The following is a 22,786-nucleotide window of genomic DNA, read 5'->3' as shown; positions in this document are numbered from 1 at the left end:
GGCGACAGGTCGTACCGGTAACGATCGCGTGCGTTTGCTCAAACGGAGCGGCGCGGCTCGAACGGTTCAATCGAATGGGCGGGGGGCTGCCTGACAATGGACTCGAGTTCGGCGGTATCGACCAGAGTGATCCGGCCGTATCGGATGCGCACGAGTTGCCGGTCTATGAACCAGCGCAGTTCCTTGTTGACGTGCTGGCGCGAGGCCATGAGCAGTGCAGCCAGATCCTCCTGCGACAGACGGATGCCGAGCGTCACGCCATTGTTATCGGTGTGTCCGTAGCGTTTGCCGAGCGCAAGTAAATGGCCCGCGAGGCGCGCGCGAAACGACATCAAACCAAGATTGCCGAGGCAGTCGTGAAGGTGGCGTGCACGCGTGGCGAGTAGCCGGAGCAGGCTTGCGGTGAGGGTTGGATCGCGTTCGAGTGCGGCGTTCAACGCATCGGCGGGAATGTGGAAAAGCCGGGTGAGCCCGCGCGCCCGCTGGTTGTGAATGGAGCGCTGATCGGTCATCACTGCGGTGAGGTTGGCCAGCTCGCCTGGCGGGATGAACGTCTCGACGGCCCGAATGCCCTGAGTGCTTGGCCATCCCCATTCAAGCATGCCGGAAAGAATGATGTGGATATCGGTGCAGGGATCGTTGGCGAGATAGATCAGCTCGCCATCTGCATACGTGCGCAGAGAGCCAGCTTCGACGAGGGCGTCGAGGACAGCTTCCGGCCACGCGCTCAGGGCCTCATGGTTACGGAACGCAGTCCATATGATTTCCCGCTGCCTGCGTGACAGATCACGGCCGCTCGACTGCAATGGCAGATTTGCCGCTGCTTTAGCGGAGATATCTTCAGCGCGGTCGACAGGGGAAAGGTTTTGCGGTGCACCTTGCATGCGGCAGTCCGGTTCGGGAGGTTTGAATCGAGTATCGATAAACGCGAGCTGTGCGAATGAAATGTCTCGAGCGATTAACGATAAACGATAAACGTGTATCGCGGCATGGGTGCAGGGTCGCTTTAGGAACGTTTTTCTTATGAGCGCCGGATGTCAGCCGGCGGGACGTTGGAACGCGAGCCATCTGGACCTCGCCCTAATGGGAGAAGTTTTACATGAGTCAACCGATTGTGAGCGGCGGCGCGCTGGACGATGCAACCGCAGCTACGCGTCATGATGTCGATGTGCTGGTTATCGGTGGTGGTCCGGCCGGCACTTGGGCCGCGATTGGTGCTGCAGCGAGGGGGGCGAAGGTCGTGCTCGCGGACAAGGGCTTCTGCGGGACATCGGGCGCGACGGCGCCGTCAGGCACCGCGATCTGGTATGTCTCGCCGCAGAGCGATACGCGCGAGCGGGCGAAACAGAGCCGTTTTGATCTGGGAGGCCAGCTTGCGGAACACGAATGGATGGATCGTGTGCTTGAGCAAACCTGGGTGAACGTCCACCAGCTTGCGGAATGGGGCTATCCGTTTCCCATCGACGAAAACGGCGAGGAGCAACGCACTTCGCTGCAGGGACCGGACTATATGCGGCTGATGCGCAAGCGCGTGAAGGAGAGTGGTGCAAGCATCCTCGATCACAGCCCGGCCCTCGAACTATTCGTAGATGGGGGCGGCGCGGTTGCCGGCGCGCGCGGCGTGCAGCGCCAGAGCGGGGACACGTGGGTCGTGCGCGCGAAGGCCGTGGTGATTGCGACGGGCGGCTGCGCGTTTCAGAGCCGCGCGCTCGGCTGCAATGTGCTGACGGGCGACGGCCATCTGATGGCCGCCGAAGTAGGCGCGGAGATGTCCGGCATGGAGTTCTCGAATGCGTATGGGCTTGGTCCGGCATTCGCTTCGGTCACCAAATCGCTCTTCTACAAGTGGGCGACGTTCTACGACGAACAGGGCGTGAAGCTCGAGGGAGCGGGCTCGGCATTCGGGCGCAGCATCATCGCGCGTGAGCTGCAGACGCGCCGCGTGTTCGCGTGCCTCGATCGCGCCGACGAACAGGTTCGCGCGTGGATGCGCACGGCGCAACCGAACTTCTTCGTACCTTTCGACCGGCTGGGCATCGATCCCTTCACCCAGCACTTCCCGGTAACGCTCAGGTTAGAGGGGACGGTTCGCGGAACCGGTGGCCTGCATGTCACGGGCCGCGATTGTTCGACGTCGGTGGAAGGGCTCTATGCGTCAGGCGACGCCGCGACACGCGAGATGATTTGCGGCGGGTTCACCGGAGGCGGCAGCCATAACGCAGCATGGGCGATGTCGTCGGGTTTCTGGGCGGGCGCCGGTGCCGCTGACCACTCGCTCGCGAAGCGTCGCGCCGGGACCGGCAGACTCTATTGCGCGGGCGATGTCGGTTTGCGCGACACATCGCACAACTTGGCTTTTGACAGCGCGAGCGTCGTGAAGGCCGTGCAAGACGAGGTGTTCCCGTATGAGCGTAACTGGACGCGCAGCGGGGACCTGCTGGACGATTCGCTGGGCCGCCTCGACACACTGTGGGCGAGCTTGCGCGCCAGCGCGCCGGCACGCGGCGCACAAGAGGCCGTGCGTGCGCGAGAGGCGGCGGCGATGGTTGCGACCGCGCGCTGGATGTATCGCAGCGCGCAGGTACGTACCGAGACGCGCGGCATGCATCGACGCGCGGAATATAAGTCGATCGATGCAGGGCAGCGTCACAGGTTGATCAGCGGAGGCCTCGACGACGTATGGGTCCGCAGCAAGGAGGTAGGCACGGGGTTGGCGCCGTCTGAACATCAAGGAGCCCATGCATGATCGAAATTTTGAGCGAATCGCGCTGCACGGGATGCAATATCTGCGTGCGCGCGTGTCCCACGAATGTGTTCGAGGCGGTGGAAGGGGGCATTCCGCGGATCGCGAGGCAGGACGACTGTCAGACCTGCTTCATGTGCGAGCTGTACTGTCCGGCGGATGCGCTGTTCGTCGCGCCGCAGGCCGACGCCTCCGTCATGGTAGACGAAGCACGCCTTCCGCACGGTGTGCGCCTCGGCAGCTATCGCGAAGCACTCGGCTGGGGTCCAGGGCGCACCTCTACCGCCGCACTTGACGCAAGCTACGCACTACTGACGCCTATCCGTTGATGAACGACGGCAGCAATGCCATAGCTTCGACGAAACGCCGTACCCCTCATCAAAGGGATAGCGGTATCGCTCACCCGGGCACGAAGCCGGCCTTGCCCTCGAACATCACGGACTCTGCGATGTCCTTTTGCGCCTGCAGCTTGGCCAGACTCCCGGCGTAGCCGGCCTCCAGCACCGAATAGGCATCGCCGCCGAGGACAGTGCGCAGCGGCGGCTCCGGCATCTGGCTGACCGTATAGATGGCGTCGGCCATTTTCACGGGGTCGCCCGAAGCGTATGCGTCGCCGTTTTCCGCGATCCAGCGGCGCAGCTTGCCAACCACGCTGTCCTTGTATTCATCGAGTTCTGCGGTCCAGCGGATATTGGCCACGAAGTCGGTCCTCATGGAGCCTGGTTCGATGATGATGGTCTTGATACCGAACTCGGCGATTTCCTGGCTCACCGCTTCGGCAAAACCTTCCAGACCGAACTTCGCGGCGTGGTACAGCGCGCCTCCGGGGAAGGCCGCACGTCCGCCGACGCTGGTGACATGGATGAACGTGCCGCGTTTCCTGGCGCGCAGCGCGCCGAGGAAGGCGCGAGTGACGTGGATAGGCGCCAGCAGATTTAGCGCAATCTGCTGCTCGATATCGGCCTCGCTCATTTCCTCCATCGCGCCGATCACGGCGCCGCCCGCGTTGTTGACCACCACGTCGACATCGGAATGGCGCGCTGCGGCGGCCCGAACCTGTTCGTGATCGGCGAGGTCAACCGACTCCACCTGGAGCAGATCCGGATGGGCCTGCTTCAGCGCCTGCATCGCTTCGACACGCCGCACGGCTGCAACCACAGGATGCCCTTGGGCCAGTACTTTTTCCGTGAGGGCGAGTCCGAGACCGCCGGACGCGCCGGTAATGAACCACTTCTGATTTGCCATGATACCGTCCTCCTTACGAATAATGAGCGCGTACGCGCTCAATAATGGTCGAAAATTTTTAAGCCGTAATTGCCCGCCAGGCGACATGGAAGCCGAGTTGCAGGTGACGTTCGGCGCTCTCGGGGTGCTTGTCGACGTACTCGATCGTCGTGTCGGCGATGTGCTCGATTATGGACGAAAGAAATGCGATCGAGGCATCAACCAGCACACCGTCGCGCACGGCGTCCTCCATCATCTGGGATATCGCCAGAAACGGTCCCATTCCCTGTGCCCGTGTGTCGTCGAGTATGTGGCCGGAAGCCGAAAGCCGCGAGAGAGCGGAGCGCCCAGCCGCATTGGCCAGCCCCCAATTCACATAGCGCTCGAAGACGTGCTGCATGCGCTGGCGATAGCCCGCCTCGTGTGGATAGTCCGGCATCACGGATCTGGCCAGATCCTGCTTCAGGTGCAGGTAGAGTTCCTGGAACAGCGCGTCCTTGTTCTCGAAGTAGGTGAACAGGGTGCCTTCGGCCACGCCGGCGCGCTTGGCGATGCCCGCCGTGGTGGCCAGCACGCCCTGTTCAGCAACGGTCTGCGTTGCGGACAGCAGCAGGGCGCCGCGTTTTTCCGGACTCAAAGGACGTGCCATCGTATGTCTGAAGAAAAAATAGAGTGATTACGCGCTCAATTATAACTGCTTTTCGAGATGAACGCCGATCGGCAGATGGAAGAAGAACGACACGTCGGTCGCGATCGAGTCGGGCTAAACAAGGTCATCAAGCGCGCCGGCGTTTTCGTACACCTTGAGCAGCATGGCGCGCAGCACCTGAACGTCGTCTACCGTAAAACCGCTCAGTATCACCGACTCATGTTGCTTCGCGACCGGGACGATGCGCAGCGCCAGTTCGTCGCCCTTGCTCGTCAGGGCAATCCTGATTGATCGTCCGTCCGTCGTACTCTTCTCGCGCTTGACCAGCTCCTGGCTTTCAAGACGATCAATGATCCTCGACAGCGCGGAAATATCCGATGTCGCATGCACCGATAGTTCAGACAAGGTCTGGTGCGGAACGTACAGCAGCGAGGCACAGACGCGCCACTCGCTGAGGTTCAGGCCGAACGGTTTCAGCGCCTTCGCGAAGGCGTTTCCCATCCGGCCTCCGGCCCGTGTCAGCAGGAACGGAATCGCCTGTTCGAGTTCTTGCGGTCGCTTCGGTGTCTTCATGGTCATCGGTAGGTTGCGGGTTTACATGGGTACGTATATTTGAAAAATCAACTATACTCCACTTCAAATGTAGTTGAAAAATCAAATAAATGTTACCCGGTTGAATTCGGATAGACCGCCTCTTTCCGGGTGAGCAACGCGTCATACGCTGAACTGGTGCAGACGTGAGGGAGGAGTCGGATCGAACGATCCTGGCTGGACATAAAAGATTCAACGTTGGTCTTTCAATCACTTCATTGGCATTGCTAATAAAAATAATAATTGCAGTGACGATCTATACGAACGGAGATCGGATTTGGACACTCAAGTCATCATTGTCGGCGCTGGCCCGGTAGGACTGACACTTGCGATCGACCTCGGCAAGCGCGGTATAGCGTGTGTGCTCGTCGAGCAAAAGGCGGAGCCGCAGTTTCTGCCGAAGATGGAGCGTTGCAACGCGCGGACCATGGAGATCTTCCGGCGGCTTGATATCGCGGATCGCATCCGGGCGGCCGGCATGCCCGAAGACGTCCCCATGGACATCCAGATCATCCGCTCCATGACGGAGCCTGCGATTCTGCGCTTGCCCTATCCCTCGGTGGCGCAGGCTCGCGCGCTCACGCACGAGAGCCACGACGGCAGCCTTCCGCTCGAACCTTATCAGCTGATCTCGCAGTACACGCTAGAGCCGCTTCTGCTTGAGGTGGCCGAGCAATTGCCGGCGGTCACGGTGATGCGGAGCACGACGTTTCTGGAATTCACCGAGCAGAACGATGGTGTTCTGGTGGCGGTCAATGCCGCCGACGGTGCGAGAAGAACATTGAAGGCCGCTTACCTCGTGGGCTGCGACGGTGGTGCGAGTTCCGTGCGTAAGCAACTGGACATCCGTCTGGAAGGCGAGGGCGACATCGCGCGGCTGAGACAGGGCCTGTTTTACTGCGAGCAACTCTACGAGCGGCTTCCGATTGGCAACGGGCCGAGCCGGGGGCGGCACTACCTGATGGCGGGCGGGCCTCCCACGTTCATGATCATGCAGGATTCCACACGACATTGGACGGTTCATTCCGCTGTCGAAAGCGATGACGAGATGCGACGGATGTTCGAGCGGATCATCGGCGTTGCGTTGCCCTACGAGATGCTGTATTGCGCGGAATGGCGGCAGAATTTGCTGCTGGCCGAACGCTATGGAAAAGGACGGGTGTTTCTCGCGGGCGATGCGGCGCACCTCGTGATTCCTACGGGCGGTCTCGGCATGAACACTGGCGTTGGCGACGCCACCGACCTTGCCTGGAAACTGGCCGCCACGCTGCAAGGGTGGGGCGGCCCGGGATTGCTGGCCTCCTATGAAGTTGAACGGCGCCAGATCGGCGAGCGGGTCGTCGGCGCATCGCGTTACGCGTCGCTCGGGTATCGCGCCTGGCTGGCCGAGGTGCGCCCGGAGATCGGAGACGACACGCCCGAAGGCACGACTGCTCGTGCCCACCTGGCCGTTGTGGCGAACGTGGAGCAGCGCAAGTCGAACGAGATGATCGGCGCGGAACTGGGCTATCGCTATGTGGATTCGCCCGTTATCGACAATGTACCGGGAGGGCCGCAGCACGATCTGCGGGCCTATCTTCCCACCACATGGCCGGGCGCGCGGCTTCCCCATATGTGGCTCAAGGACGGAAGCGCGGTCCAGGACCGGCTGCGGCCGGCGCGCTACACGCTGATCGACACGGCGGGTAGGCATGATGCAAGCCCGCTGCTCGCCGAGTTCGAAACGCTCGGCGCGCCGCTCGATGTGCTCGTGCTCGCGGATTCGGCGCTTCGCACCGTCTATGAGCGCGACCTGATCCTCGTGCGGCCCGACATGCATGTCGCGTGGCGCGGAGATCGGCTCCCGCAGGCCGTCGATGATCTCGCCGCAAAGGTGACAGGACATGGCAACGTAAACCGCGCATCAGGTTCGATCAGCAGCGGCTGACCGAACTCACTGAATCGAAGCAAATCAGTATCGGTCAGCCCCACGCAGCAGACTCGACGCGCGACGGCGCAGGGGTGCCGTCGTCTTGAGATTTCAACAACATTGGAGACGAGAAAATGAGCGCACGGTTGAATTGGGCCAGAGGTGGCCATTCATGGTACCGGCTGTTTTGGTGGACGCTTCCGTCGCTTGCGGCATGTGTGTCGGGCGTGTCGTATGCGCAGAGCTCGGTCACCCTGTATGGGATCATCGATACCGGCGTTGAATATGTGACGAACGTCGGTGCTCAAAAATCCAGCTCGGTGCACATGCCGTCTCTCACGGCATCGCTGCCATCGCTGTGGGGTCTCCGTGGCAAAGAGGATCTGGGTGGTGGTCTGAGTGCGGTTTTTGTATTGGAGTCGGGGTTTGCTCCAGCGCAGGGCACGCTGAATCAAGGGGGACGTCTGTTCGGCAGGCAGGCCTACGTCGGGCTCGCGGGGCGGTGGGGGACGTTGACCCTCGGGCGGCAATATTCGCAAATCTTTTGGGCGGTATTAACGGGCGACACGCTGGCGCCGAATATCTTTGCCGCCGCCGATCTTGACCCCTACTTGACCCAGCCGCGCGTCGACAATTCGATCGCCTATACCTTCACGTCGTCGGGACTGACTGTGAGCGCGATGTATTCACTGGGACGTGACGTGGCCGATAGTGCGCCGGCCGGAGGGTGCGCCGGCCAATCGCCGACTGACTGGCGGGCCTGCAAATCAATGTCCGCGATGGTGAAATATGACGCTGGGAAATGGGGTGCGGCAGCGGCCATCGATCGCAACTACGGTGGGGGCGGCACCGGCTCGCCCTTGCCACTTAGCTCTCAAACCGATACACGCGCCGTCATCGACGGCTATGTGAAGTTTGGCAATTCGACTCTTGGCGCGGGATTCCAGCACCGGATCGATCACGGCGTGCAGACGCCGAAAATTTTCGACGCGACCAGCAACTATTGGTGGGTCGGTGGTTCCTATTTGCCCGTTCCATATATTTCGCTCGACGCACAGTTCGGCCATATGACCGTGAACAATGACGCGGGGGGCTCCGTGATCGCCGCGCGCGCCATGTATTTCCTGTCCAAGGGCACCGCGGTGTACGTCACGGCGGGGCATGTGTTTAACCAGCGTAACGCAGCGTTCTCGATTGACGGCGGTGTGGTTCCGCCTGCTTCGACGCCATTGCCGGGCGTGGGTCAAACCGGTGCGATGCTGGGTATTCGACACCTGTTCTAAATGTGATTTTTTCGCTCGATTGCATTGTTAGGATAACAATATGTTCTATATGAAATCCCGATTCCATCAACTGATATTGGTCGCCACAGCTGCCATGTTGCCCTTTCTGGGTGTTGCGCATGCGCAGGTCGATACGTCGAAAAGCACGGTGACCGCCACCTCGAAGCAGATGAACGTGCCTGTCGACGGGACCTTCAGGAAGTTCACTGCGCAGCTTGTCTTCGATCCGGCCAGGCCGACGGCGGGCAGCGCGCAACTGAGCATCGACACCGCCAGCTACGATCTCGGCGACCAGAGCTACAACCAGCAGGTGCGCGGCAAAGATTGGTTCGACTCGGCGCAGTTTCCCAATGCCACATTCGTCTCGAGCTCTATTGCACCGGCCGGCGGCAACCAGTTCAAGGTCAGCGGCAAGCTGACCATCAAGGGCAAGTCGGAGAACGTGACGGTGCCGGTCAGCGTCACGCAGCAGGGTGCGGTGCAAACCTTCGACGGTACCTTGCCGATCAAGCGTAGCCAGTTCGACATCGGCACAGGCGAATGGAAAGACACGTCGGTCGTCGCCGACGAAGTGTTGATCAGGTTTCACATTGTCGAAGCCAAAAAATAAGCAGCATACCGCTCAGAGCACCCAGGAGAGAATCACAATGAAGAAGCAATTTTTGACCGTAGTGATCGCTGCTTTGGCAGCCGGCACATCGTTCGGCGCAAAGGCAGCGGAGACCACGTATCAACTGGATCCCACGCACACGTACCCGAGCTTTGAAGCCGATCACTTCGGCGGCGTCTCGATCTGGCGCGGCAAGTTCAACAAGAGCAGCGGCAGGGTGACGATCGATCGCGAAGCCAGAACCGGCACGCTGGAAGCGACAATCGACATGACGTCGGTGGATATCGGCAACGATGCGCTGGATACGGCGTTGAAGAGCTCGAAATTCTTCGATGCCACTCAATTCCCAACTGCTGTTTATAAGGGCACGTCGATGACGTTTAAGGGTGATGTGCCGGTCGAAGTGATCGGCGAGTTGACTCTGCATGGCGTGACGAAGCCGCTGAATCTGAAGATCGAATCGTTCAAGTGCTTCCAGAACCCGCTGCTCAAACGCGAAGTGTGCGGCACGGAATCGACCGCGAGTTTCGACCGGTCGGATTTTGGCGTTGACATGGGCAAGACATACGGCTTCAGGATGCAAACGGTGCTGCACATCCAGGCTGAAGGTATCAGGCAATGAGGTAGCAGCGCCCTGCAACGCCCCGATCGCCTTGGTAAGGTTATCCACAGAAAATGTTCATATCCTTGTGGACAAGTCCTGGCCAAACCTGCCAAGTGATTGAGCGCAGAGCGATTTCCTGATTGGTACGGTGAACCCGCACATCCAGGCAGACCCAGGCAGACCACCGGCAACGCGCCGCTCATTCCACCGGCGAGGCCAGCAGCGACACCGGCACGCCGTGACAACTCACCCTGGCCACAAGCGCCGCGCCGAGGTCGGCGCTTGCTTTTGTGTGCGCGTCGAACGACGACTCTTCCTTGTCGACCCGCAGAATGTTAATTGGCCACGACGCCCGGGAGAGCCGTTCATGCGCAAAGGACCCGACCCACAGCGGCGTGGAGGACACGCCGTTCTCCACGGCATAGCCGCTCGGCCAGAAACGCAGAACGTCGCGTTCGTCGCGCGTGTCGCCGGGACGCATGAAGACCAGCGACGAAGGCACGCCGTTGTTCAGTTTCGGCAATACCGGCAGCGAAGTCGCCGCGACGTTCGGTGAAGCAAGCGAGAGCAGGCTGCGCGCGGACAGGTCCGTGCCTTCGATCCATCCCTGGGCGCGCAGTTGTCCCTTGATCGAATCGAGGTTCGACACCCATTGCAGCGTGAGTGGTTCCTTGTGGTCGCCGCCCATATCCGAGCGATAGCATGGCAGTCTCTTCCACAGCGACACGGTCCACTGCGCTTGCGTGACCAGCACGGGCCGCGGGCGCGGCATGTTGTCCGGCGGCGCTGTCGGGGGATTGATGCTCAGTTGCACGCCCACGCTCACGAGCATGACCACCAGAACCACGACCGGCATGAAGCCGCGTGAGGGCGGCACGGTCGGATACCGCAATATCGCCGTCAGCGAGACGATGGCTACCCACATGTACGCGAGCGCGGCGCCGCCGATGGCGTCCGAGACCCAGTACCTGCCGAAGTAAAGTCCCGCGAGCGCGACCACGATCACGACAACCATACTCGCGGTCGCCACGAGCAAACCTTCCAGCATGCCGACCCGCCGCACGAGCAGGAACGCGAGGAAGCCGTAGACGATTACCGTCGCGGCGACGTGATTGCTCGGAAACACGTACGCGTCGGACAGGAGTTCATTGGGCGGCGCGCGGTGCATGGCGAACTGCAGGGCAAAGATCAGCAACTGGGAAAAAACGACCGCGGCGAGCCAGTAGCCGATGGCGCGCCAGCGCCGCTCAAGCAGCATCCACACGACCACCGTCACGACCACCGCCGTCAGCGTGAAGACGCTGCCGAGTGTCGCCACGCCTGCAAGGACCGTGTCGCTCCATGGCGTGCGCACCGATTGCAGGAAGTGATAGACGGACAGATCGACGCTCACCAGCGGATCGCCGCTGACGACGTCTTCGAGCACGCCGAAGAAGAGCGCACCCGCTGCCAGCACAACCACCGACGTCAGCAAGATACTGCTGGCATCCGGCTGTTCGGGGTCGAGCAGCCGCCGCGCGAATCGGCCGAACGGGCCAGGGTGGCGGCACGCCCAGCTTCCCAGATAGCGGCCCGCCGCGCTGGACCACGCACTCGCATGCGAGACCAGAAACTCCATCGCGCGAAAGCTCAGCCAGACGATGCCCACCAGCAACGCGATGATGACGACGAGGCGAAACGACACTGCGCCGGCCAGCAGCACCGAGGCGCCGAAGACCACGCCCGGCAGGATATGCGCGGGGGCCCATAGCAGTGCCGACAGCACGTTCATGCAGTAGAAGCGCAACGGCGTCATACCCAGCATGCCGGCCACCACCGGCACGATCGCTCGTAATGGTCCGACGAAGCGGGCAAACACGACACCTTTGGCGCCGTGTTTCTGAAAGAAGCGGTGGCCGGCGTCGAGTATCTGCGGGTGGGTGCGGAACGGCCAGAACTGGACGATCCTGTTCTTGTAGCGGCCACCGATCCAGAAGCTCATGCCGTCCCCGGCGATGGCGCCGGAGATCGCCCACAGGAACACCCAGCCGAGGCTCAGTGAACCCGTGCCGGCCAGTGCGCCGGCGAGGAACATCGCGGTGCTGCCCGGGATGAAGGTGCCGATGACGGCGATGGCCTCCAGAAAGGCCGCAAGAAAGACGACCGTGAGCATCCACGCCGGATGACCGGCAAGCAGGTGCAAAAGGTGGATGTAGGCATGCTCCATCGTGCGCGATCAGCCGTTCTGGCGTAACGGTTGATCATAACGCGCACGGCGCTGCCGCACATTTTTGCCGGCAGGCATCGGGCGAGATGCCGGCGCACAATCTCACGAAGCCGTCAGCAAATCGCCAGATGCGTTCATCCGTTAAGAAGCCGTCAACGAATCACCGGATACGTGGACCCGCTCGCCGATCTGGACGTCCGGCTGCGTCGGGTAGCTGAAGTTGCGGTAGCTGCCGTCCTGCATGCGCACTTGAACCTGATAGGTGGTCTGCTTGCGCACGGCGTGCTCGATCCCGTTGCCGGCAAGACCTCCGCCGACAGCGCCCGCGATGGTGGTGAGAATCTTGCCCCGTCCACCGCCGATCTGATTGCCGACGAGGCCGCCGGCGACCGCGCCACCCAACGCGCCGAGCCCGGTGGTCGGTTCAGGCGCCTGCACCGTGTTGATGGCGACGACTTCGCCCGCATAAGGGTCGGCGACCGGCCTTGCCGGCGCCGGTTCATAGGGTGCCTGGTAGCCCTGATTGTTTGCGTACCTCGGTGTCGGCGCGACGGGCGTGCTGTGCGTGTGATGCACAGGTGGCCGTGCCGGTGCGGCTTGCTGGACCGTTTGCTGAACCGGGGCCGCCTGGGGCGCGGCGACCGGCGCGCTGGCAACTTGCGCCGCGACCGTGGTGGCCGGCTGCGCAGGCTCGGTCACGGCGCGCGAGGTAGGCAGAAGGCCAGTCATCGCCGCGATGCCGGTGGCGCTCGCTAGGATGACGGCGACCGCCGCGCCTGCAACCAGGGGATGAATGCGGTTGCGCTGCGGATTACTGGAAGTGAGGTTCGTGTTCATTGCGGGCTCCGCGGGTAGATGCCTGCAATAACGCCTCAGCAGCGCGGCCGGTGGACGCCGGACGCATGCTGCTTTGTAAGCATTTGTACAACTTGCCGATGAAGATCGGCTCGCTCAGATTTCGTCGGTAAATTCGTCGAGGAAGCGCTGCAGACGGTCGTGGCGAATCTTCGCCAGACGCGCGCCGGTTGCTGTCTGGAAGCCTGACGCGAGTTTCAGCAGCTTCGTATGGAAATGGTCGAGCGTGTACGCGGTGTCGTCTAACGGACGCTCCGCCGCGTGCGGGTCAGCCGGGTCGTACAAGGCGCGGCCCATCCGGCCGGCCACGTAGAAGCAACGCGCGACACCCAGCATTCCAATTGCGTCGAGCCGGTCGGCATCCTGCAGCGTTTTTGCTTCGAGCGTGGTCGGCGCGACGCCGGCCGAAAAGCTATGCGCCTCCACCGCGTGCGCCGCGGCCTGAATTTTTGCGTCCGGCCAGCCGAGCGACGCCAGCACGCGTGCCGCTTTTTCCGCTGACAGGCGCGAGGCCTGCGCGCGCAGCGGTGAATTCTTCTCTACTGCGACGCAGTCATGCAGCAGCGTCGAGGCGAACAGCACCTGTGCATCGCCGCCTTCTTCCGCCTGGATGGCCGCCGCGTTTTTCCAGACTCGCTGCAAGTGTGAGGTGTCGTGGGAGCCGTCGCCGTTGTCGTCGTACGCGTGAGGCAACAGGATTGCGGCGAGGTCCTGAAATGGAGCGAAGGCAGGTTTCGTCATGGTGTCGGGCGAGAAAAAGAGCCGCCGATTATCGCCGATCGCCGATCAATCCCTGATTTTCAGCGATGAACAAAAGTGGCTGGCGGGCAGTCTTACTGTTTGACCGGGTTCCTTTGCGAGCATCGTTGGCTCGACATCGCTACGATGTGCGGAAGCATGGGCCGGGAAATTCGACGGCATGATGGAGTGGGCTATGAGAATCGTAACAAAGACCATGTTGGCCGCGGCGCTGATGATGGGTCTGACGGGCGCGGCTTGCGCTCAATCGGCAAACCTCAGCACCAACGGTATGGTCGGTTTGCAAGCCGGTGGGATGAATGGCGCAGGGCAGGGAACGGGTTTGGGGGCGGGCGCGGCCGGGCTGAGCCCAACGCCAGGCGGGGGCACCGTGGGCCACGCCCCAGTGATCGGAGGAACTGGCGGCACGGGATCGGGCCCGGCGCTCAACAACATGCGGGCGAACGGCACGAGCCTGAATATGAGCCCGGATCCTCGCGCACCGAACGTAACGGGAAAAGCGTTCGGACAGTAGCAATCACTCGGCCTGAACCAGTTGCAGAACAATGCGCTTCGCCGAGGCGAGATGTTCCACCGTCATCGATCGCGCGAGGCGAGCGTTGCCAGCCTCGCATGCTTCGAGAATCTTGAGATGCTCGTCCTGGAACGCCGGTGTGTCGGCGAGCAGCGTGCTTTGCAATCGCTCGTAGCGCTCGACCTGAGCGCGCAGCTCGCGGATCGCTTTCAATTGCCGGCCGTTTGCACACGGCCGGTATAGCAGTTCATGAAACTCGCGATTAAGTTCACCCTGTCTTTGCGCGGTATCGGCATCTCCCAGAAGCCGATGAACGAGTTCGGCGCGCGATAACGTCTCACTGTCCATGCGTTTGACCGCGTGGAAAATGGCGTCGCCTTCAAGCAAGATGCGCAGGCCGTAAATCTCGTCCAGGTCCGACTCGGTCAAGGTGCGCACCACGGCCCCGCGATTGCGCATGAGCTCGACCAGTCCTTCACCCTCGAGCTTTTGTATGGCCTCTCTCATCGGCACCCGGCTTACGCCGAAGCGATCGGCGAGTTCACGCTCGACCAGCCGTGCGCCATCCTCCAGTTCGCCGGTCGCGATCAGTTCACGCAGTGAGACGGCGATGGCATCGGCCGTCGAATCCAGTTTGTGATCCATGTGTCGGGTCCCTGTCGTTTGGAATAATGGTATACCAAAATAGGTTTGCGCAGCTAGAATGCACCTGTTGCGAAATCAAATCCGGGTCAACAGCGAGGGAGATCGGCATGGCGTACGGCGAGCACAAATACGCGGTATCGGTGCAATGGACAGGCAACCGCGGCAGCGGCACCTCGGGATACCGCGAATATGGTCGTGACCACATCATCACTGCGGGAAATAAGCCCGACATTCCTGGCTCATCGGACGCAGCGTTTCTCGGCGACGCGAACCGGTGGAACCCGGAAGATCTGCTGGTTGCCTCAGCGTCCGCCTGTCACAAGCTCTGGTATCTGCATCTTTGTTCGGATGCGGGCATCGTTGTTTTGAGCTATCGCGACAATGCGGAAGGCACGATGCTCGATAGTCCGGAGCAGGGCCGTTTTTCGCAGATCGTTCTACGGCCGCATGTCGTCATTCGGGCAGGTGGTGATCTCGAACTGGCCGGGCGTTTGCATCATGCGGCGCATGAGAAGTGCTATATCGCGAACTCGGTCAACTTTCCGATTCTGTGCGAACCGGCTATCGAAACGGATGGGAATTGACGCTTGTGCGGCGCAAGTGATTCAGCATAGCGAGCGTTCGGCGTCGCATTGCCAATTGCTTCACACCTTCATGTGCGCCGCACCATGCCGTCAAAAATGATGGATTTATTGAAGTAAAAAAACTTGCATTTCATACAGAAAAAGCTACCTTCATAAAACAAAACGACTTCTGGCTCGGCACCGGAGGAGACACATGCCGGCTACACGTATGATGATTGCGCGTCGTGCGGGCGTTAGCGTGGCCACGGTCGATCGTGTGTTGCGCGACGATCAGGCCGTGCGTCCGGAAACTGCCGAGCGCGTTCACCTTGCGCTGGCCACGCTGCGCGACGAACGCGCGAGTCGCGGCCGCCCGGCGAAAGCCGGTTCGTTTCGCGTCGCCTTTGTGCTTCCCCAGATCAACTCGCGCTTTCTCGATCATGTCGAGCGCGGTATTGCGCTCTCCGCCAGCTTCTTTCGCGAACACCGCATCATCCCTTCGTTCTATCGCTGCGATTTTTCCAGTCAGCGCGACACGGCCACATTCGCCGAACAGGTGGCCGGCTACGACGCGCTCGTGCTCGTGCCGCTCGACTATCCATGGGTAGAACGTCTGATTGAAGACATGAGCGTGGCGAACGTGCCTGTCGTCACGGTGTTCTCCGATCTGCCCTCGAGCCGCCGTGCCGCGTATGTCGGCGTCGATAACCGGATCGCCGGTCGTACGGCCGGTCTGTTGATGGGCAGATTTCTCGGTTCCCGCATTGGCACGGTGGCGGTGCTTTCCGCCTCGTCACGCCTGCATGATCAACTGGAGCGGCGCACTGGTTTTTCGCAGGTTCTGGAAGAGGATTTTCGCAATCTGCGCTGGATCGCCGAGCCCGATTTCGCCGAAGACGACGACGGCGCGGGTCTCGCCGCTCAGGGTTTGCTGGCACGCCATCCGGATCTGGTCGGCGTCTATGCAACGGGCGGCGGCATCTCCGGGATCGCCGCGGCATTGCAGGAATCCGGCGACAAGACCCGTCTGGTTGTGATCGGCCATGAATGCACCGCGGAGACCCGCAGCCAGCTCACGGAACGCGCGATCGATGTGATTCTCGATCAGGACGTGCGAGGCATCGTGCACTGGGCCGGCCTTGCCGCGATTAATTTTCTTAACGACGTGCGTGGGGCGCTCGCCATCCCAACGCCGGAGACCCGAATTTATCTTCGTGAGAATGCGCATGCCTGAAGCTCGCGACACGCGGATTGCCGTCTGAATCCGCTGGAGCCGAAACACGGTGCCCGGCGCATGGGCGCTGTTCCATATCAGGTTGGAGACCCGAGAAAGACAAGGAGAAGACACATGTTACGTCTTACGTCAGCAAGGGTAGTGGCGGCGGCCATCGTATCGCTGGGATTCGGCATGGCGACAGGCGCGCAAGCACAGGACAAGCAGTTGACATTATGTTGGGCGGCATGGGATCCAGCCAACGCACTCGTCGAACTGTCGAAAGATTTCACGAGCAAGACCGGCATCAAGATGAAGTTCGAGTTCGTGCCGTGGACCAGTTACGCCGATCGCTTCATCAACGAACTTAATTCGCATGGCAAACTATGTGATCTGATCATCGGCGATAGCCAGTGGATTGGCGGCGCGGCGGTCAATGGGCACTACGTCAAGCTCAACGATTTCTTCGTGAAGAACAAGATATCGATGGACGACTTCGTGCCGGCGACCGTGGTCGGTTATTCGGAGTGGCCGAAGAATACGCCGAACTACTGGGCATTGCCGGCCATGGCTGACGCGGTCGGCTGGACATATCGCAAGGACTGGTTCGCGCGTCCGGAGTTGCGCGCGGAGTTCAAGCAAAAATATAAACGCGAACTCGAACCGCCCACCACGCTGGATGAACTCAAGCAAACCGCCGAGTTCTTCCAGGGCCGCAAGATCGACGGCAAGACCGTGTATGGTGCGTATATCTTCACCGAGCGCGGTTCCGAAGGCATTACGATGGGCGTGACCAACGCGCTCTATAACTTCGGCTTCGAATATCAGGACCCGAAGAAGCCTTATCACCTGGACGGCTTTGTCAATTCACCGGGCGCGATCAAAGGGTTGGAGTTCTATAAGGCGCTCTACAAGTGTTGCACGGCACCTGGAATGACCAACGCGTACATGCAGGAAGGACTCGACGCGTTCAAGTCAGGCCAGGTGGCGATGCAGATGAACTGGTTTGCGTTTTTCCCGGGACTCTATAAAGACCCGAACGTCGGCGGCGACAAGATCGGGTTCTTCGTCAATCCGCGTGAGTTGAAGCAGTTCACACAGCTGGGCGGGCAGGGAATCTCGGTCGTTTCGTACTCGGATCATAAAGACGACGCGCTCGAGTACATCAAATGGTTCGCGCAGCCGGATGTCCAGAAGAAATGGTGGCAATTGGGCGGTTATTCGGCGGCGAAGTCGGTGGTCGATGCCCCGGACTTCCCAAAGAGCGCCCCGTTTGCACCGGCCTTCCTGAAGTCGATGGCGATCGTGAAGGACTTCTGGGCGGAGCCCGCTTACGCCGAACTGCTGCTCGACATGCAAAAGCGCGTGCATGATTACGTGGTGGCCGATAAGGGCACGGCCAAGGAAGCGCTCGATCTCCTGGTGAAAGACTGGAACAAGGTCTTCAAGGCCGAAGGCAAGAACTAGCGCGTTTCCCGACTGGACCGGCGCCGCCTGCACGGATTGCCGCCGGTCCGCTTAAAGGAGTCAGGCATGTTGGCAAACAAGCCTTTTCCGCCGGCTGGGCTCGAGTCAGGCGCACGGGCGCGCGTGAGCACGCGCCTTGCCGGGCTATCGGACAGAACCATCGCGTGGCTGTTCATTCTTCCGACGATCCTGCTGCTACTCGCCATCAACATCTTCCCGTTGATCTGGGCATTGCGTCTCTCGTTCACGAATTTCAAGTCGAATATGCCGAGCGTGCCGGCGCACTTTGTCGGCATCGACAACTACGTCGATATTCTCACCGACGAAGACATCTGGTACGCCATGCAGGTCACGGCGCGTTTCGTGTTCTGGTCGGTCGGACTGGAGGTGCTGCTCGGCTTCGGCCTCGCGTTGCTGATCAACCGGCAGTTCCGCGGGCATAGTTTCTGGACCACGTTGATCCTGCTGCCAATGATGCTTTCGCCCGCCGTGGTGGGCAATTTCTGGACCTTTCTGCTGCAACCGCAAACGGGTCTTTTCAACGATATCGTCAGCTTCTTCACCGGCATTGCGCCCGGGTCGTTCCAGATGATCGGCGACGTCTCGCTTGCACCGTGGACCATCGTGATGGTCGATACGTGGATGTGGACACCTTATGTGATGCTCATCTGCCTCGCGGGTCTGCGTTCGATTCCCGACTACATCTACGAAGCGGCGGAAGTGGATCGCGCCACGCCGTGGCGGCAATTCTGGTCGATCACGCTGCCGATGACCTTGCCGTTCCTGATGCTGGCGGTGCTGTTTCGCGGCATCGAGAACTTCAAGATGTTCGACATGGTGAACCTGCTGACTTCCGGCGGACCGGGTTCGGTAACCGAAACCGTGTCGATCACGCTAAAGCGCGCCGCATTCGAGAAGTGGCAGACCGGCTATTCGTCGGCACTGGCCATCATTCTCTTCGTGACGGTGTTCGGTGCGGCGAACATCTATGTGAAGGCACTCAACCGGGTGAAACAACGATGAGACCGACTGCCAGTCAATACTCGGTGGTGGCGTCGTCGCCGCGCGGCAAGCGCTTTGCCGCCGCGGCCGTCATTACGTATGCATTGCTCGCCACCTTGCCGATGGTGTGGATCTTCCTGACGAGCTTCAAGACCCAGGAAGACGCGATCGCCTATCCGCCAGTCGTGCTGTTCCAGCCGTCCATGGAAGGCTACGTGAACCTGTTCACGATCCGTTCGCGGCAGACGCCGGAATTCATCGCCAGTCTGCCGCCTGCGCAAACCTGGTATGAGCGCGACGTGCGCAAGCGCGGCATGGTGATCGCCGGACCGTCGAAGGTTTTGCCGCGCTTCGTCAATTCGCTCGTGATCGGATTCGGTTCGACTTTCCTCGCGGTGTTTCTCGGCACGCTCGCGGCGTATGCCTTTTCGCGTTTCAAAGTCCCCCTCGCCGACGACCTGCTGTTTTTCATCCTGTCGACTCGCATGATGCCGCCGATAGCGGTCGCGATTCCGATCTACCTGATGTATCGCGCGTTGGGCCTGAGCGACAGCTATGTCGGCATGATCGTGCTTTATACGGCAGTGAACGTCTCGCTGGCGGTGTGGCTGCTGAAGGGTTTCATGGACGAGATTCCACGCGAATACGAAGAGGCGGCGCTGGTGGATGGCTACACGCGTCTGCAGGCCTTCGTCAAAGTCGTGCTGCCGCAGGCAATCACCGGCATTGCGGCAACCGCGATTTTCTGTCTGATCTTCGCGTGGAACGAGTATGCGTTCGCGTCTTTGCTGACAAGCGGCGATGCGCAGACCATGCCGCCGTTCATTCCGTTCATCATCGGCGAAGGCGGACAGGATTGGCCCGCTGTTGCGGCGGCGACCACGCTATTCGTACTGCCGATTCTCTTCTTTACTGTCGTGCTGCGCAAACATCTATTGCGCGGTATCACATTTGGAGCGGTGCGCAAATGAAACGTGATTTCGTTCTCACGCAGAGGCGCTGGCTGCGCCGCGGCTATAGCGAAACGGCCTCCACCGTGCTGATCGGCGCCGGCATGGCGATGCTGGTTCAGCCTTTTTCGCTGGCGCTGTTCACGTGGTCGTTTCCGGTCATTCTGGTGGGCGCACTTGCGTTCCTCGTGACGAGCCATTTCCCGGAATAGCGCCATGTCGACCATCGTGCTTGCCAACCTCCATAAACGCTTCGACGATTTCGTCGCGGTGCGCGGCACCAGTCTGACGATCGATGCGGGACGCTTTGTCGTACTGCTCGGTCCGTCGGGCTGCGGCAAGACCACCACGCTGCGGATGATCGCCGGGCTCGAGTTGCCGACCTCAGGGCAGATTCTGATCGACGGCGAAGACGTGACGGCGCTGCGTGCACGTCAGCGCGATATCGCGTTTGTGTTTCAGATGTTCGCGCTGTATCCGCATATGACGGTGCGCAATAACATTGCGTTTCCGCTGAAGAACGAGCATGTGTCGCGCAAGGAAATCGCGACGCGGGTCGATGCAGTCGCACACATGCTGCGCATCGAGGACATTCTCGATCGCAAAACGGGCGGCTTGTCGGGCGGTGACCGGCAGCGCGTTGCGCTCGGCCGCGCGATCGTGCGGCAGCCGAAGGCTTTTCTGATGGACGAGCCTCTTGGGACGCTCGATGCGGACTTCCGCGAGCTGATGTGTCTTGAACTGCGCAAGCTGCATAACGCGCTCGCGGCAACGACGGTTTATGTGACGCACGACCAGAGCGAAGCCATGGCGATGGCCGACGACATTGTCGTGATGAACAAGGGCGAAGTGCTGCAAGCCGGGCCGCCACATGAGATTTATCATTTCCCGGCCACCGTGTTCGTCGGCAACTTTATCGGCAGTCCGCCGATGAATTTCCTGCCGGTCGATCGCGGTGTCGACGCGGGTAGCGAAGTGGTACAACTTCACGGCGCCACGGTGCCGGTGCCGCGTTGCGAGGCGGCGGCCGAGCGTGTTCTGCTTGGCATTCGCCCGGAGCATGTGATGCTCGACGAGCGCGGTCCACTGCGCGGCAAGGTCATCGCGGATGAATATCTCGGCTCGCATCAGGTGCTGGTGATTGAGACGGCGCTAGGCATCGTGCGCGTGCGGGCGGGCAAGGACGATGGTTTGCCTGCCGGATCACCGGTCGGTTTGTCGTTTCGCAAGGAGCGCACACTGCTGTACGACGCGCAAACGGGCCGCCTGCTGCCACGCGCCACTCAAACGATTCCCGCATACGGAGAGGCTCATGGCTGAAATCCAGTTGCGCAATGTATCGAAACGGTTTGGCGACATCCACGCTGTCGACGATCTTTCGATCGACGTCGATGATGGCGAGTTCATCGTGTTGCTTGGGCCGAGCGGTGCGGGCAAGACCACGACGCTGCGTCTGATTGCCGGGCTGGAACGACCGGATACCGGCGAGGTACTGATCGATGGCGCCATTGCTACGGGCGTGCATCCATCGGATCGCGACGTCGCGTTTATCTTCCAGCAATACTCGCTCTATCCGCATCTGACTGTGTTCGGCAATCTGGCTTTTCCGCTGCGCTCCCCGAGAAGGCGCAGCAGCGAGGCGGAGGTGCGCGCGCGAGTCCACGCGGTGGCCGACATGCTGCATATGGAATCGAAGCTCGACAATATGGCGACACACCTGTCAGGCGGCGAAATGCAGCGCGTGGCGATAGGGCGCGCGCTCGTGCGGCAACCCAAGGCATTTTTGATGGACGAACCGCTGTCGTCGCTCGATGCAAAGCTGCGCGAAGAATTGCGTATTGAACTCAAACGCCTGCATCGCACGATTGGCGCAACGATTGTGTACGTTACACACGATCAGGTCGAAGCGACGACGCTCGCGGATCGTATCGGCATTCTCGAGCATGGGCGTCTGGTACAGCTCGGCACGCCCCGCGAGGTATACGGCAATCCGGTTTCGCTCAGTGCAGCGCAGCGGCTGGGCTCTCCGCCGATCAACCTGCTGCCGCCGGCGCTGTTCGATTCGGCGTACATGCCGGAGGGTACGGCCACAGTTGCAATCCGTCCCGAGGACGTGGTGCTGCATGACGGGGACACGCGGGATCAACGTGATGTTTCAGGCGCACAGGACGCGTTGAATCTGAAGGTGCTCGAATACTCGCCGCTGCGGCACCTGCTGATCCTCGATCGCGCAGGGACCGCCGTCGTGGCAACGACAGTGGCGGAGCGCAATTTCACGCCCGGGCAATCGGTCGGCGTTTCGCTGCCGGCGCGCAGCCTTTTATATTTTCGTGCCGACGGCAGGAGGATAGCGACATGAACGGCAAAACGGTCATGGCGTGCATCGACGCCGCATATGCGTCGCTGAAGGAACATACTGACGAGATCGCTTTGCTCGACCAGCAGATCGGCGACGGCGATCACATCTTCAATCTGCTGCGAGGCATGGAGGCTCTGCTCGCTGTGAGGTCGGACATCGAAGGCGCAGCATTCGGCCCCGCGCTGGAAATCGCGGCATCCAAGGTGCTCTCGACAGTAGGCGGATCGTCGGGGCCATTGTTCTTTTCGCTGCTGAGCGGCATGTCTAAAGCTTCCGAACGACATGCACTGGATACAGCGGGCTTTGCGCACGTTTTTGCCGCGGGGGTCGAAGCGGTCGGTCAACGCGGCAAGACCGGTGTGGGCAGCAAAACGATGATGGACGTCCTGATCCCGGTCGCGAAGCGTTTCGACGAACTGGCCGCACAGGGTGCGACCGCAGAAGAGGTGCGCGATGCGTTGCCGCGGGTCGCGGAGGAAAACATGCTCGCTACCCGCGATATGCTGGCGACCAAAGGGCGGGCGTCGTTTCTCGGCGAACGGTCGCGTGGGCACATCGATCCGGGAGCGCGTTCGAGTCAGATCATGATTGCGTCGGTATGCGCGCGCCTGGCGCTTCATAACGAGTGAAGGAGCGAGAG

The 22,786-nt window shown here is 61.0% G+C and carries 24 protein-coding genes; 16 read left to right on the top strand and 8 right to left on the bottom strand.

What is annotated here, in order from left to right; translation table 11 throughout:
- Positions 1–38: 38 nt before the first annotated feature.
- Positions 39–884, bottom strand: a complete 846-nt coding sequence (locus tag M0D68_RS29580; RefSeq protein ID WP_256457826.1) for a Crp/Fnr family transcriptional regulator — start codon at positions 882–884, stop codon at positions 39–41.
- Between the two features lie 215 nt (positions 885–1,099).
- Here M0D68_RS29580 and M0D68_RS29575 point away from each other — a divergent pair, with 215 nt between their 5' ends.
- Together M0D68_RS29575 and M0D68_RS29570 are read left to right on the top strand one after the other, a co-directional pair.
- On the top strand, positions 1,100–2,746 hold the full coding sequence (locus tag M0D68_RS29575; RefSeq protein ID WP_266226147.1) for an FAD-binding protein: 1,647 nt from the start codon (positions 1,100–1,102) through the stop codon (positions 2,744–2,746).
- Positions 2,743–3,072, top strand: coding sequence for a ferredoxin family protein (locus M0D68_RS29570; protein ID WP_266212350.1), 330 nt, complete (start codon positions 2,743–2,745; stop codon positions 3,070–3,072). The genes M0D68_RS29575 and M0D68_RS29570 overlap by 4 nt, the downstream gene beginning before the upstream one ends.
- Positions 3,073–3,142: 70 nt before the next feature.
- Here M0D68_RS29570 and M0D68_RS29565 read toward each other — a convergent pair whose 3' ends face one another.
- The 3 genes from M0D68_RS29565 to M0D68_RS29555 all read right to left on the bottom strand — a co-directional run bounded on the left by M0D68_RS29565 (position 3,143) and on the right by M0D68_RS29555 (position 5,189).
- The gene (locus tag M0D68_RS29565; protein WP_244179235.1) at positions 3,143–4,030 is read right to left on the bottom strand and encodes an SDR family NAD(P)-dependent oxidoreductase; all 888 of its coding nucleotides are present in this window, start codon (positions 4,028–4,030) and stop codon (positions 3,143–3,145) included.
- 16 nt (positions 4,031–4,046) lie between these two features.
- Positions 4,047–4,616, bottom strand: coding sequence for a TetR/AcrR family transcriptional regulator (locus tag M0D68_RS29560; protein ID WP_093632824.1), 570 nt, complete (start codon positions 4,614–4,616; stop codon positions 4,047–4,049).
- Between the two features lie 114 nt (positions 4,617–4,730).
- Positions 4,731–5,189 carry a MarR family winged helix-turn-helix transcriptional regulator gene (locus M0D68_RS29555; protein WP_200651313.1) on the bottom strand — a complete coding sequence of 153 codons (459 nt, stop codon included), beginning with the start codon at positions 5,187–5,189 and terminating at the stop codon, positions 4,731–4,733.
- Between the two features lie 295 nt (positions 5,190–5,484).
- Here M0D68_RS29555 and M0D68_RS29550 point away from each other — a divergent pair, with 295 nt between their 5' ends.
- The 4 genes from M0D68_RS29550 to M0D68_RS29535 all read left to right on the top strand — a co-directional run bounded on the left by M0D68_RS29550 (position 5,485) and on the right by M0D68_RS29535 (position 9,631).
- Entirely contained in the window at positions 5,485–7,134 is a 1,650-nt protein-coding gene (locus M0D68_RS29550; RefSeq protein ID WP_266226144.1) for an FAD-dependent monooxygenase, read from the top strand.
- Positions 7,135–7,250: 116 nt separating this feature from the next.
- Positions 7,251–8,399, top strand: a complete 1,149-nt coding sequence (locus tag M0D68_RS29545) for a porin (protein WP_266226142.1) — start codon at positions 7,251–7,253, stop codon at positions 8,397–8,399.
- 49 nt (positions 8,400–8,448) lie between these two features.
- Positions 8,449–9,009: a YceI family protein gene (locus M0D68_RS29540; protein WP_093633230.1), complete on the top strand. Its 561-nt coding sequence runs from the start codon at positions 8,449–8,451 to the stop codon at positions 9,007–9,009.
- Positions 9,010–9,046: 37 nt separating this feature from the next.
- On the top strand, positions 9,047–9,631 hold the full coding sequence (locus tag M0D68_RS29535) for a YceI family protein (RefSeq protein WP_200651316.1): 585 nt from the start codon (positions 9,047–9,049) through the stop codon (positions 9,629–9,631).
- A 181-nt stretch (positions 9,632–9,812) separates the two neighbouring features.
- On the opposite strand, the gene M0D68_RS29530 is transcribed toward M0D68_RS29535, so the two are convergent.
- The 3 genes from M0D68_RS29530 to M0D68_RS29520 form a co-directional block, all read right to left on the bottom strand.
- Positions 9,813–11,819 (bottom strand): bifunctional DedA family/phosphatase PAP2 family protein, encoded by a 2,007-nt coding sequence (locus M0D68_RS29530; RefSeq protein ID WP_211706403.1) that lies wholly within the window; start codon positions 11,817–11,819, stop codon positions 9,813–9,815.
- A gap of 141 nt (positions 11,820–11,960) precedes the next feature.
- Entirely contained in the window at positions 11,961–12,656 is a 696-nt protein-coding gene (locus M0D68_RS29525) for a glycine zipper 2TM domain-containing protein (RefSeq protein WP_093632819.1), read from the bottom strand.
- Positions 12,657–12,770: 114 nt separating this feature from the next.
- Positions 12,771–13,415, bottom strand: coding sequence for an HD domain-containing protein (locus M0D68_RS29520; protein ID WP_093632818.1), 645 nt, complete (start codon positions 13,413–13,415; stop codon positions 12,771–12,773).
- A 193-nt stretch (positions 13,416–13,608) separates the two neighbouring features.
- Here M0D68_RS29520 and M0D68_RS29515 point away from each other — a divergent pair, with 193 nt between their 5' ends.
- Positions 13,609–13,947 (top strand): hypothetical protein, encoded by a 339-nt coding sequence (locus M0D68_RS29515; protein ID WP_093632817.1) that lies wholly within the window; start codon positions 13,609–13,611, stop codon positions 13,945–13,947.
- Between the two features lie 3 nt (positions 13,948–13,950).
- Here M0D68_RS29515 and M0D68_RS29510 read toward each other — a convergent pair whose 3' ends face one another.
- Complete coding sequence (locus M0D68_RS29510) at positions 13,951–14,592, bottom strand: GntR family transcriptional regulator (protein ID WP_093632816.1); 642 nt, start codon at positions 14,590–14,592, stop codon at positions 13,951–13,953.
- A 107-nt stretch (positions 14,593–14,699) separates the two neighbouring features.
- On the opposite strand from M0D68_RS29510, the gene M0D68_RS29505 reads away from it, so the two are divergent.
- The 9 genes from M0D68_RS29505 (at position 14,700) to dhaL (ending at position 22,775) form a co-directional block, all read left to right on the top strand.
- On the top strand, positions 14,700–15,176 hold the full coding sequence (locus M0D68_RS29505; protein ID WP_266226140.1) for an OsmC family protein: 477 nt from the start codon (positions 14,700–14,702) through the stop codon (positions 15,174–15,176).
- A gap of 193 nt (positions 15,177–15,369) precedes the next feature.
- Complete coding sequence (locus M0D68_RS29500) at positions 15,370–16,389, top strand: LacI family DNA-binding transcriptional regulator (RefSeq protein WP_266226138.1); 1,020 nt, start codon at positions 15,370–15,372, stop codon at positions 16,387–16,389.
- Positions 16,390–16,503: 114 nt separating this feature from the next.
- A complete protein-coding gene (locus M0D68_RS29495) occupies positions 16,504–17,835 on the top strand; it encodes an ABC transporter substrate-binding protein (protein WP_093632814.1) in 1,332 nt (443 codons plus the stop codon).
- A 66-nt stretch (positions 17,836–17,901) separates the two neighbouring features.
- Positions 17,902–18,858: a carbohydrate ABC transporter permease gene (locus M0D68_RS29490; RefSeq protein WP_211702792.1), complete on the top strand. Its 957-nt coding sequence runs from the start codon at positions 17,902–17,904 to the stop codon at positions 18,856–18,858.
- Entirely contained in the window at positions 18,855–19,808 is a 954-nt protein-coding gene (locus tag M0D68_RS29485) for a carbohydrate ABC transporter permease (RefSeq protein ID WP_200619633.1), read from the top strand. The genes M0D68_RS29490 and M0D68_RS29485 overlap by 4 nt, the downstream gene beginning before the upstream one ends.
- Positions 19,805–19,999, top strand: a complete 195-nt coding sequence (locus M0D68_RS29480) for a hypothetical protein (protein WP_054039222.1) — start codon at positions 19,805–19,807, stop codon at positions 19,997–19,999. The genes M0D68_RS29485 and M0D68_RS29480 overlap by 4 nt, the downstream gene beginning before the upstream one ends.
- A gap of 4 nt (positions 20,000–20,003) precedes the next feature.
- Positions 20,004–21,107 (top strand): ABC transporter ATP-binding protein, encoded by a 1,104-nt coding sequence (locus tag M0D68_RS29475; protein WP_266226137.1) that lies wholly within the window; start codon positions 20,004–20,006, stop codon positions 21,105–21,107.
- On the top strand, positions 21,100–22,146 hold the full coding sequence (locus tag M0D68_RS29470) for an ABC transporter ATP-binding protein (RefSeq protein ID WP_266226135.1): 1,047 nt from the start codon (positions 21,100–21,102) through the stop codon (positions 22,144–22,146). Before M0D68_RS29475 ends, M0D68_RS29470 begins: the two co-directional genes overlap by 8 nt.
- Complete coding sequence (dhaL, locus tag M0D68_RS29465) at positions 22,143–22,775, top strand: dihydroxyacetone kinase subunit DhaL (RefSeq protein ID WP_256457836.1); 633 nt, start codon at positions 22,143–22,145, stop codon at positions 22,773–22,775. The genes M0D68_RS29470 and dhaL overlap by 4 nt, the downstream gene beginning before the upstream one ends.
- Positions 22,776–22,786 lie beyond the last annotated feature (11 nt).

It is taken from the genome of Paraburkholderia sp. SEWSISQ10-3 4 (assembly GCF_030464785.1).
Classification (GTDB): domain Bacteria; phylum Pseudomonadota; class Gammaproteobacteria; order Burkholderiales; family Burkholderiaceae; genus Paraburkholderia; species Paraburkholderia aspalathi.
Note: the sequence above shows the minus strand (reverse complement) of the source record. Positions and strands in the feature narration are given on the sequence as shown.

What these genes read in the sequence shown, in the direction of transcription:
- M0D68_RS29580 (WP_256457826.1), bottom strand. Translation starts at nt 884, where the DNA reads ATGCAAGGTGCACCGCAAAACCTTTCCCCTGTCGACCGCGCTGAAGAT.
- M0D68_RS29490 (WP_211702792.1), top strand. Translation starts at nt 17,902, where the DNA reads ATGTTGGCAAACAAGCCTTTTCCGCCGGCTGGGCTCGAGTCAGGCGCA.
- M0D68_RS29545 (WP_266226142.1), top strand. Translation starts at nt 7,251, where the DNA reads ATGAGCGCACGGTTGAATTGGGCCAGAGGTGGCCATTCATGGTACCGG.
- M0D68_RS29470 (WP_266226135.1), top strand. Translation starts at nt 21,100, where the DNA reads ATGGCTGAAATCCAGTTGCGCAATGTATCGAAACGGTTTGGCGACATC.
- M0D68_RS29520 (WP_093632818.1), bottom strand. Translation starts at nt 13,415, where the DNA reads ATGACGAAACCTGCCTTCGCTCCATTTCAGGACCTCGCCGCAATCCTG.
- M0D68_RS29560 (WP_093632824.1), bottom strand. Translation starts at nt 4,616, where the DNA reads ATGGCACGTCCTTTGAGTCCGGAAAAACGCGGCGCCCTGCTGCTGTCC.
- dhaL (WP_256457836.1), top strand. Translation starts at nt 22,143, where the DNA reads ATGAACGGCAAAACGGTCATGGCGTGCATCGACGCCGCATATGCGTCG.
- M0D68_RS29475 (WP_266226137.1), top strand. Translation starts at nt 20,004, where the DNA reads ATGTCGACCATCGTGCTTGCCAACCTCCATAAACGCTTCGACGATTTC.
- M0D68_RS29570 (WP_266212350.1), top strand. Translation starts at nt 2,743, where the DNA reads ATGATCGAAATTTTGAGCGAATCGCGCTGCACGGGATGCAATATCTGC.
- M0D68_RS29575 (WP_266226147.1), top strand. Translation starts at nt 1,100, where the DNA reads ATGAGTCAACCGATTGTGAGCGGCGGCGCGCTGGACGATGCAACCGCA.
- M0D68_RS29515 (WP_093632817.1), top strand. Translation starts at nt 13,609, where the DNA reads ATGAGAATCGTAACAAAGACCATGTTGGCCGCGGCGCTGATGATGGGT.
- M0D68_RS29495 (WP_093632814.1), top strand. Translation starts at nt 16,504, where the DNA reads ATGTTACGTCTTACGTCAGCAAGGGTAGTGGCGGCGGCCATCGTATCG.
- M0D68_RS29480 (WP_054039222.1), top strand. Translation starts at nt 19,805, where the DNA reads ATGAAACGTGATTTCGTTCTCACGCAGAGGCGCTGGCTGCGCCGCGGC.
- M0D68_RS29555 (WP_200651313.1), bottom strand. Translation starts at nt 5,189, where the DNA reads ATGAAGACACCGAAGCGACCGCAAGAACTCGAACAGGCGATTCCGTTC.
- M0D68_RS29535 (WP_200651316.1), top strand. Translation starts at nt 9,047, where the DNA reads ATGAAGAAGCAATTTTTGACCGTAGTGATCGCTGCTTTGGCAGCCGGC.
- M0D68_RS29485 (WP_200619633.1), top strand. Translation starts at nt 18,855, where the DNA reads ATGAGACCGACTGCCAGTCAATACTCGGTGGTGGCGTCGTCGCCGCGC.
- M0D68_RS29500 (WP_266226138.1), top strand. Translation starts at nt 15,370, where the DNA reads ATGCCGGCTACACGTATGATGATTGCGCGTCGTGCGGGCGTTAGCGTG.
- M0D68_RS29525 (WP_093632819.1), bottom strand. Translation starts at nt 12,656, where the DNA reads ATGAACACGAACCTCACTTCCAGTAATCCGCAGCGCAACCGCATTCAT.
- M0D68_RS29505 (WP_266226140.1), top strand. Translation starts at nt 14,700, where the DNA reads ATGGCGTACGGCGAGCACAAATACGCGGTATCGGTGCAATGGACAGGC.
- M0D68_RS29540 (WP_093633230.1), top strand. Translation starts at nt 8,449, where the DNA reads ATGAAATCCCGATTCCATCAACTGATATTGGTCGCCACAGCTGCCATG.
- M0D68_RS29510 (WP_093632816.1), bottom strand. Translation starts at nt 14,592, where the DNA reads ATGGATCACAAACTGGATTCGACGGCCGATGCCATCGCCGTCTCACTG.
- M0D68_RS29530 (WP_211706403.1), bottom strand. Translation starts at nt 11,819, where the DNA reads ATGGAGCATGCCTACATCCACCTTTTGCACCTGCTTGCCGGTCATCCG.